We start from the raw sequence: 9668 nt of genomic DNA, 5'->3' as shown, positions 1-9668 counted from the left end.
GTGTTTGGTATCCGTACCGTTAAACTTTTCCCAGGGATGGATCACCGTACGTTAAGTCATGAGATCCAATTGATGGACGTTAAGCTGATGAAGCAAATGAACATGAACGCGGTACGCATGTCGCACTACCCGCCCGATGCTGACTTTTTAGATGTATGCGATTCCCTGGGTATTTATGTGCTTGATGAGCTCACCGGCTGGCAGGCCAATTATGATACAGAAACCGGCCATAAACTGGTTAAAGAACTGGTGCTACGCGATGTAAACCACCCGGCTATCCTGTTTTGGGATAATGGTAATGAAGGCGGCTTTAATCGGGCGCTGGATAATGACTATGGCCTGTATGATCCGCAAAAACGTACGGTGATCCATCCCTGGGAAAAGTTTAACGGTACGGATACCAAACACTATCCCGATTATAACTATATGGTTAATGCAGCTACCAACGGAAAGGAAGTATTTTTCCCTACCGAATTTATGCACGGTTTGTATGATGGCGGCGCTGGTGCCGCACTCGATGATTTCTGGGCGCAAATGGTGAAACATCCCCATGGAGCAGGCGGCTTTATCTGGGCGTTTTTGGATGAAGCAGTTATTCGTACCGATAAAAACAACACCTATGATGCTGATGGCAACCACGCCCCCGACGGCATTGTAGGCCCGCACCGCGAAAAAGAAGGTAGCTTTTACGCCATTAAAGAGATCTGGTCGCCGGTGTATATTGATCCGCAACCTGCTGATAAAACTTTTAACGGAAAAATCCAGGTTGAAAACAGGTATAGCTTTACCAACCTTAATCAATGTACCTTTAAATGGCGTCTGGTTAAATTTCCATCGGCCAGTGCCAAAACAACAGCTGCAATTGTAAGTGCTGCCGGTTCAATGGCAAAATTTGATCTTAAGCCCGGCGAAAAAGGAGTGCTCAATCTTAGCCTGCCTGTATCATGGGCAAAAAATGATGCACTGTATCTTACCGCTTATGGTGCTGATAAAAAGGAGATCTTTACCTGGAGCTGGGTATTAAAAACACCTGCTGCTATTAATAAAATAGCAGCCTCCCCTGCTAAATCGTCAATAAAAATCAATGAAGCTGGTCAGCAGCTTCAGGTTGTATGTGATGGTATCACTTATTATTTCGATAAAGCTACCGGCTATATTCAAAAAGTGGTTAAGCCATCGGGTACTGTCTCTTTATCGGGCGGCCCTGTTTTGGCAGGCGTAAATACATCACTAAAACAGTTAACCAATAAGGCCATTAAAGGCGGGCATATTGTTGAAGCCGATTATGATGGCGCGGCAACCCTCCATGTAAAATGGACTTTCGCCCCGGGTCAGCCTGCAAAACTGGAATATCAATATACCCAAAAGGGCGATGCAGACTTTATGGGCATCACTTTTAATTATCCAGAGGAAAAGATCACCGGGATGAAATGGCTGGGGCGTGGCCCTTACCGCGTTTGGAAAAACAGGCTCAAAGGTCAGCAATTTGGTGTTTGGCACAAGGCCTATAACAATACCATTACCGGCCAAACCTGGGGATATCCCGAATTTAAAGGATATCATGCCGAGCTTAACTGGGCGGTGATCGAAAATAAAGAATCACCTTTTACAGTTTACACAGCCGATAAAAATATCTACCTGCAAATGCTGCACCCGGCAAGGGAGCAGGCTGCGCTTGAAAACAACAATGTTGAACCGGCTTTTCCTGAAGGCAGCATTGGTTTTTTAAACGCAATAAGTCCAATCGGTACCAAATTCCAGCCTGCTAAAGTGATGGGACCACAAAGCCAGACTAATCACGCCAGCGGCGAGCCGGTAAACGGTACGCTGTGGTTTGATTTTAAGCATTGATCATCAAACACTAAACCAATCAATAAAATAAAACCTTTATGAAACCATTATTCCGCTATAAATACAGTATAAAGCGCAATGCCTTTTTCATGTTGATAGGCATGGGAGCTGTTATGTTTGTGTGTTCATCCTATGTTTTTCATACGCCCAAATCTAATAGCGCGGCCGAACCGCCTTTGATCACAGTAAAAGTGCAGCAAATCAGCGCCAATTTACAATCACCAACGGCTTTAACCTTTCCGGGTAATGGTGATATCTGGGTAACCGAGCAGCCCGGAAAAATCCGCGTGATTAAAGATGGCAAGCTGCTCGATGAGCCGCTGCTTGATCTGCGAAGCAAAATGCTCAAAGTAAATAAGGGTTATGAGGAACGTGGTTTATTAGGGATTTGCCTGCATCCGCAATTTAAATCGAACAAAAAATTCTATGTTTTTTATAGCGCCAATACCACCGGCAAATTTAACCACAAGGATGTAGTAGCCGAGTATAAGCTATCGGCAAATTCAGATGCTATTGACCCTAACAGCGGCCGGGTGATCCTTGCGCAGGATAAACCCGATGGTAATCACGATGGCGGCTGCATCCAGTTTGGCCGGGATGGCTATTTGTATATCTCATTTGGCGATGGCGGCGGCCAGGGCGATAAGCACGGCGAAATTGGCAACGGGCAAAATTTAAGTAACCTGCTTGGTAAAATCCTGCGTGTTGATGTTAACGGCAACACTCCTTACAGCATCCCAAAAAACAACCCTTTTGCAGGTAAAAAAGATGCAGCTCCCGAAATCTGGGCTTATGGTTTCCGTAACCCATACCGGTTTTCGTTCGATAAAGCATCGGGACAGTTATTTGCCGGCGATGTTGGGCAGGACCTTTGGGAAGAAGTGGATATTGTAACCAAAGGTGCTAACTATGGCTGGCGCTTAACCGAAGGAACGCATTGCTACAATCCAGCTACCGGCTGCGATATTAAAGGGATTACCATGCCTATTGCAGAGTACAGCCATACCGAAGGCATTTCGGTAATAGGCGGCTACGTTTATAATGGTAAACAAGTACCTGTTTTGAAAAGCAAATATGTATTTGCCGACTGGGTAGGCAAAGTATTTTACCTGCAAAAAAGCGGTAGCCAATGGCAACGTGGCAAAATTACCTTTCAAAATATCCCGGCTAATTTAAAGATCATCGGTTTTGGCGAGGATCCTGCCGGTGAGGTATATGTATTAACCAACTCGGATACCGGGCCTGAAAATGCGAACGGAAGTATTTATAAGATTGTAAAGAATTAAGATTGCATATCTGCCGCGGGTTTAGCGCAGCGTAACCCGTGGTTCAACATTAGTTTGAGTTTTCAACTCAAACTAATGTTGAAGTTAAAAACTTTAGCCATCATTCTCCACGTGTTACACTGCGCTAACCTACGGCAGTAGTCTCTACTAACAAAAGGGGGGTACAGGGTTAACACAATTCAGGGTCAACATTCAATTATCTAATTAATAATCAGATAATTAAGTGCATCCCTTCTCGAAAATATGTAAACTCCTTTTTTGTATAAATATTATCAGCGAAGTTTCAATTCATAGGTAACACAATACTAAGGCAGGTCAATTTGATTTATGTTACAGCCTTCCCCTCTTGAGTTGAAAACTCAAACTATGGTTCACCACGGGTTACGCTGCGCTAAACCCGCGGCAGTAGTTTACTAAAGATGATCGCTTCCTCATAGGCAAGTACACCGGAGTTATAAACTCCGAGCATAATCGTCCGAAGTCACAGACTTCGGACAGCGGGGCTACGAGATTGCCACGCTACGCTTATAATGACGTAATTGTAAGTTATTGATTATCAATAGTGTTTTTTTTGACACATCATCACATTTTTTTTCAGGATTTCCCTGATGGTTACTCGCAATGACATGTTTTTTATTTGTTTTTTCAGGTAATTTTCATTTTCCAGACACCTGAGCGTTTTAAGTGAGCAGCAGCAGAACGATAGCGCCTGTAATCACATAAAATAAATAACCACCAAAAGATAAATATGCTTAAAGCAAACTTTAAGGTGTTTTACGGCCAAGGCTAATTGGTTTTCAACAGTTCGTTTTGAGATGTTCAACCGTTCGGCTATTTCCGAGTTAGAAAGATTATCGAACCTGCTGAGTTCAAAAATTTCCTGGCACCGTTTGGGTAACTGATCCAGATGACCGGTAAGCAGGTTATCTATTTCTGCTTGCCTGATGCGCGTTTCGCCGTCATTGGTTTCATGCCGGCCTTCAACTATCAGCTCATCTTTAAAAACAATTTCCAGCTTAACTGCTTTACGGCGTTTATAGATCTGGAAGCGAACGGACGTCTGCATAAAATTCGGGAAAGAAGCAATCTCCAATTCTTTTCGGCGATTCCAGATGCTCACAAAAACATCATTCACAGCCTCGGCGCAAACCTCGTCATCGTCAAGATAATAATGGGCAGTTTTGTAAAGGCTAACCCAATAGCGATCAAACAGTAAATTGAATGCGGTCGCATCGTCCCCGCGCACGGCATGCCATAGCTGAATATCTGTTTTTGAGTGCTTTAACATTATAACTGGTATTATAAAAATAATCAAAAAAATGTTTAAAACACACAATAAAATCAAAATATAAAAAAAGTATGTGAGTTTTTTTGAGCACCGGGTACTATACTTATATAAACCACAAAATGTCAAAACAGGATTTTATTTCACTTTACGAAAAGTTTCTTTCCGGGCAATGTACCGAAGAAGAAAAGAAGCTTTTGGAAAGCCACTATTCTGAAATAAAGCTCATGGACAATGAGTGGGACAATACGCTTGGAGATGAAGAAGCTGTCAAGGCGAAAATCATAGCCAAAATACATGCAGAGGTAGATTTTCAGGACCTGACAGATCCTCCCCGAAGGACTTCTTATACCTGGATGAAGTATGCAGCCAGCATAGTTTTTCTGCTGACGGCCGGGCTCTTTTCATGGCATTTCTGGTGGCAAAAACCAGGAAATGCTCAATCAGCAAACAACATTTTTCCAGGCAAAAACCAGGCTTACCTCACCCTGGCCAATGGCCAATCCATTATTTTACATAACGCAAAAAACGGGCAGATAGGCGCAAACTCTGGCATTATCATAAATAAAATAAACGACAGCATTTTAACATACTCAAAAAATAATAATATCAATAATAAGCCAGGATCATCCTCTGCTCCCGATAGTAATTTGCTTACGGTACCCCGTGGGGGCATCTTTCAAACCGTACTTTCTGATGGTACAAAAGTGTGGCTTAACTCGGCTTCATCTATAAAATACCCTGTGGCATTTGCTGGCAGTGAACGCCGGGTTGTGCTTAGCGGGGAAGCTTATTTTGAAGTCGCTAAAAATAAAAAAATGCCTTTCAGGGTAGCGGTCAATGGGATGGATGTGCAGGTTTTGGGGACACACTTTAACGTGATGGGTTATCCCGAAGATAAGCTGGTTCAAACCACCTTGCTGGAGGGTTCAGTCAAGCTGCATTCATCAACCGGTACAACTCGGTTAGTGCCAGGGCAACAAGGCGTGTTTAATAATGCTCATTTTACGGTTGAGCCTGTAAACACCGACGATGTGGTAGCCTGGAAGGATGGTTTTTTTGTATTTGATAACGAAAGCGTTGAAAGCATCATGCAAAAAATTGGCCGCTGGTATGATATCGAGGTAGTTTTTCAGAATAAAAAAAGCCTGCCTGGCCAACACAGTTTCGGCGGTACAATTTCCAGGCATAAAAATATCGATATCGTACTTAAAGCACTCGAAGCAACAGGATCAGTTCACTTTAAACTTACAGGAAGGAGGGTTATAGTGATGGATTAACGCTTACTTAAAACCTTCATTGTAAGCCCTTAAGAAAAAAGAGACCAGGAGCAGGTCGGAGCGCCCCCGGTCAAATACCTTTCGGCATAAGGGCCAATAACTGATTATTTTCTTACAACCAATTAATTACTAACCCTAACCAAATGTATAAATTTTTCATTGCATTCCCATGCAACTGGGACCGGCGTGTCCTGTTCAAAATTTTGCTGATAATGAAACTCACGTTTGTTTTATTGCTGGCAGCATTGCTTCATGTAAGTGCTGCATCCTATTCGCAAAACATTAATTTAAAGGTAAAAGATGTTTCACTTTTAGATGTGTTTAAACAGCTGCACCGGCAAAGCGGTGTTGAGTTTGTGTACGATAACAAAATGCTGAAAGAAGCGAAGCATGTGAGCGTGAATGCGGTGAACGAGCCTTTATCTGCCGTGCTTGACAGGTGTTTCTCACAGCAGCCCCTAACTTATGAGATCATCCAGAACATGATCGTTATTAAACGGAAGCCTGCTGATAATATAGCAGATATTGCGCCCAATAATAAGCCGCAGGCAATAGTAGTAACAGGTAAAGTAACCGACGATAAAGGCCTTCCCCTACCCGGCGTAACCGTAAAATTGAAAGAGGGAACCGTAAGTACATCAACCCGCAAGGATGGATCATACTCTATTAAACTGCCCGATGGCAGCGGTACCCTGGTGTTCACCTTTATTGGCTTTGCAACGCAGGAGGTGCCTGTAAATAACAACAGGGAGATCAATGTTGTACTTAAAGAAATAGCCACAGGATTAAATGATGTGGTCGTAGTAGGTTATGGTCAACAAAAAAAGGTGAGCCTGATAGGCGCCATAAGTACCATTAAAGCCGAAGACCTGAAACAACCGGTAGCCAACCTGTCCGACCTGATAGCCGGCCGCGTGGCTGGCGTTATTGGAGTGCAGCGCAGCGGGCAACCTGGGTATGATAATGCCGAGATCTACATTCGTGGTATTTCCACATTTACCAGCAGCAGTCCGCTGGTATTGGTTGACGGTGTGGAAAGGGATTTGCCCAATGTTGATCCTGAAGATATAGCCAGTTTCAGTATTTTGAAAGATGCCTCGGCTACCGCGGTTTACAGTGTGCGTGGTGCTAACGGCGTTATCCTGATCCAAACAAAAAAAGGCAAGGTTGGTAAAGCTACCATTAACGCGCAGTATGACCAGGGTATTACGCAGTTTACCCGTATCCCTCAGTTTGCCGATGGAGTTACCTATATGCAAATGGCCAATGAAGCATATAAAAGCAGCAACCCTAATGATCCGCTGCCTAAATATAGTAATGACCGTATCCAGAAAACAGCAGCCGGCACCGACCCTGATCTTTATCCCAATGTTGATTGGTTCAAGGTACTGTTTAATAAATTCGGCCAAAACCGCAGGGCAAGGGTTAATGCCAATGGCGGTTCGGACAATGCGCAGTACTACCTGTCTGTTGGGTATTATAACGAAAATGGCTTGTATAAAACAGATCAGCTGGCCAACTATAACTCGGCCATTAAGTTCGACAGGTATAACTTTACATCAAACTTAACACTCAACGTTACCAAAACCACCAAGGTTGATTTCGGCGCTTCAGGCTGGATCAGCAACGGTAACTATCCCGGCAGCTCGGTTGATGCTATCTGGAGTTCGGCCTATATCATGCCGCCAATTGTGATCCCTCCGGTATACTCCAACGGATTACACTCACAGATCCGTACGGGCGACGTGCTGAACCCTTATAACCTGCTTACCCAAAGTGGTTATGTAAATGAGTTCAGGAGCCAGCTATGGAGTAATATTCGCATAACGCAGGATCTGGGCAAGATCTTAAAAGGCCTCTCGGCCACCGCCATGTATTCTTTCGACAATTATAATACCCATACCATAAGCCGCACAAAAACTGTTGATGGCTACCTGGCTACCGGCCGTGACGATAAAGGGAACCTTCTGCTTGATAAAACGTCCATCGGTACAAGTTTTTTGGGTTATTCACGCGCAAACGGTGGCACCCGCCAGTTTTATACCGAAGCAGCTGTTAATTACAACAATACCTTCGGGAAACATGCGGTCACCGGCCTGATCCTTTACAACCAATCGGACAGGGAAGACGCCTTTGCCAATGACTTCATCAGCTCCATCCCCTACCGCTATATGGGGCTTGCCGGTCGTGTTACTTATGCCTACAATAACAAATACCTCGCCGAAGCCAACTTTGGCTATAACGGTTCTGAAACTTTTGCGCCCGATCATCGCTTTGGATTTTTCCCTTCATTCGGCTTAGGATGGGTGATCTCTGAAGAATCTTTTTTCAAGCCCTTGGCCAGCACCTTCCAGTTTTTGAAACTGAGGTACTCATACGGTGTTGTCGGTAACAGCAATATCGGCGGCCGAAGATTTGCCTATATCTCAACTGTTGGCGGCGGTAACGGAGGGTATTCATATGGTCAAAACGGTACAGATCAAAGCGTAGGTGGCCTTGACATTGGTGATTACGCGGTAAGCGTAACCTGGGAAAAGGCAAAAAAACAAAACCTTGGCATCGAGTTTAAGATGCTTGATAATGCCGTATCCTTAACTGCCGATGTTTTCCAGGAAAACCGCACCGGTATTTTCAGGCAGCGCGGCGATGTGCCAACTTATACCGGGATCCGCACACTGCCTTATGCCAATCTTGGCGAGGTGCATAACCGCGGTATCGATGCTACGCTGGATATTAACAAACGGGTAAGCACCAACTGGATCGTAGCATTCCGTGGCAATTTTACCTGGAACAGGGCTATAGTTATCAATGATGCTAACGCACCATGGCCATATCCATGGCAACAGCGAATTGGGCGTAAAATTGGCCAACGCTTTGGATATACCGACCTGGGCCTGTTTCAAAGCGATGCCGATGTGGCCAACAGTCCGTATCAAACGGGAACCAACAAAGCAGGCGATATCAAATATAAAGACCTGAATGGCGATGGCAAGATCGATAATTTTGACCAGGGGCCAATTGGCTATGGCAGCATCCCTGAAATTGTTTACGGCTTTGGCCCTACCATCAGCTACAAAGGGTTTTCAATAGCAGGCTGGTTTAAAGGGATCAGCAATGTTGATGTATCCTTAAACGGCGATGGCCTGCAGCCCTTTAGCCAGGGCGGCGAACGCGGTAACCTGCTTACACAGATCACCGACAGGTGGACACCCAATAGCACCAATTCCCGTCCGTTTTACCCGCGTCTTACTTATGGCAATGACAATATGAACTATGCCAACAGTACCTGGTGGGTAAAAAACGGTGCCTTTATGCGCCTGCAAACCCTGCAGCTTAGCTATGACTTTGCAGGTTCAAAATGGCTGCGCCCGATGGGGATGTCAAACCTGAGCATCTACTTCATAGGGTACAATTTATGGACAGTGAGCGGATTTAAGCTTTGGGACGTTGAGCTTGGCGATGGCCGTGGCGCGCAGTATCCCCTGCTTAAAACTTATAATATGGGCATCAAATGCACCTTTAAATAATCTTGATCATACAATATTTATAAATATGAAAAATACTATCATAAAGTGCAGCACAGCAATATTAACAGTAATACTGCTGTTTAGCAGCAGCTGTAAAAAATACCTGGACCAGGTGCCTAATGACAGGATCACCATTGAACAGGTGTTTCAAAAGAAAGGCCCGTCCGAGCAGTACCTGGCCAATATATATAGTTACGTTGATGACCCATCGGAACAATGGACACAAAACCCCTGGCTGGGTAATTCTGACGAGGTGGATATAACCTGGTCAAAATACACTATTTATGACCTTAATATCGGCAACATAGGCGCAAGCAATGCCATATTTGACAGGTGGAGCTACTATTACAACGGCATCCGCGCGGCTACCTACTTTTTAAACCATATTGATGGCAATGCCGAGATCCTTGCCCTAAACGGTCAGCAGTTGATTGATCAG

5 protein-coding genes and 1 pseudogene are annotated in these 9668 nt (G+C 44.4%); 5 read left to right on the top strand and 1 reads right to left on the bottom strand.

Annotated elements, in window-relative coordinates; all coding sequences use genetic code 11:
• On the top strand, positions 1 to 1851 hold a 1851-nt coding region (locus tag VF500_RS26625), incomplete at its 5' end, for a glycoside hydrolase family 2 TIM barrel-domain containing protein (protein ID WP_330862572.1).
• A gap of 38 nt (positions 1852 to 1889) precedes the next feature.
• Entirely contained in the window at positions 1890 to 3137 is a 1248-nt protein-coding gene (locus tag VF500_RS26620; RefSeq protein WP_330862571.1) for a PQQ-dependent sugar dehydrogenase, read from the top strand.
• A gap of 715 nt (positions 3138 to 3852) precedes the next feature.
• Here the strand turns inward: VF500_RS26620 and VF500_RS26615 are convergent.
• On the bottom strand, positions 3853 to 4425 hold the full coding sequence (locus VF500_RS26615; protein ID WP_330862570.1) for an RNA polymerase sigma factor: 573 nt from the start codon (positions 4423 to 4425) through the stop codon (positions 3853 to 3855).
• A gap of 119 nt (positions 4426 to 4544) precedes the next feature.
• Between VF500_RS26615 and VF500_RS26610 the strand changes: the two genes are divergently transcribed.
• The 3 genes and pseudogenes from VF500_RS26610 to VF500_RS26600 all read left to right on the top strand — a co-directional run.
• Positions 4545 to 5702 carry a FecR family protein gene (locus VF500_RS26610; protein WP_330862569.1) on the top strand — a complete coding sequence of 386 codons (1158 nt, stop codon included), beginning with the start codon at positions 4545 to 4547 and terminating at the stop codon, positions 5700 to 5702.
• Between the two features lie 212 nt (positions 5703 to 5914).
• A complete protein-coding gene (locus tag VF500_RS26605) occupies positions 5915 to 9229 on the top strand; it encodes a TonB-dependent receptor (RefSeq protein WP_330862568.1) in 3315 nt (1104 codons plus the stop codon).
• Positions 9230 to 9254: 25 nt separating this feature from the next.
• Positions 9255 to 9668: pseudogene (locus VF500_RS26600) on the top strand (hypothetical protein); the annotation flags it as partial.

It is taken from the genome of Mucilaginibacter sp., assembly GCF_036383575.1.
GTDB lineage: Bacteria > Bacteroidota > Bacteroidia > Sphingobacteriales > Sphingobacteriaceae > Mucilaginibacter.
Note: the sequence above shows the minus strand (reverse complement) of the source record. Positions and strands in the feature narration are given on the sequence as shown.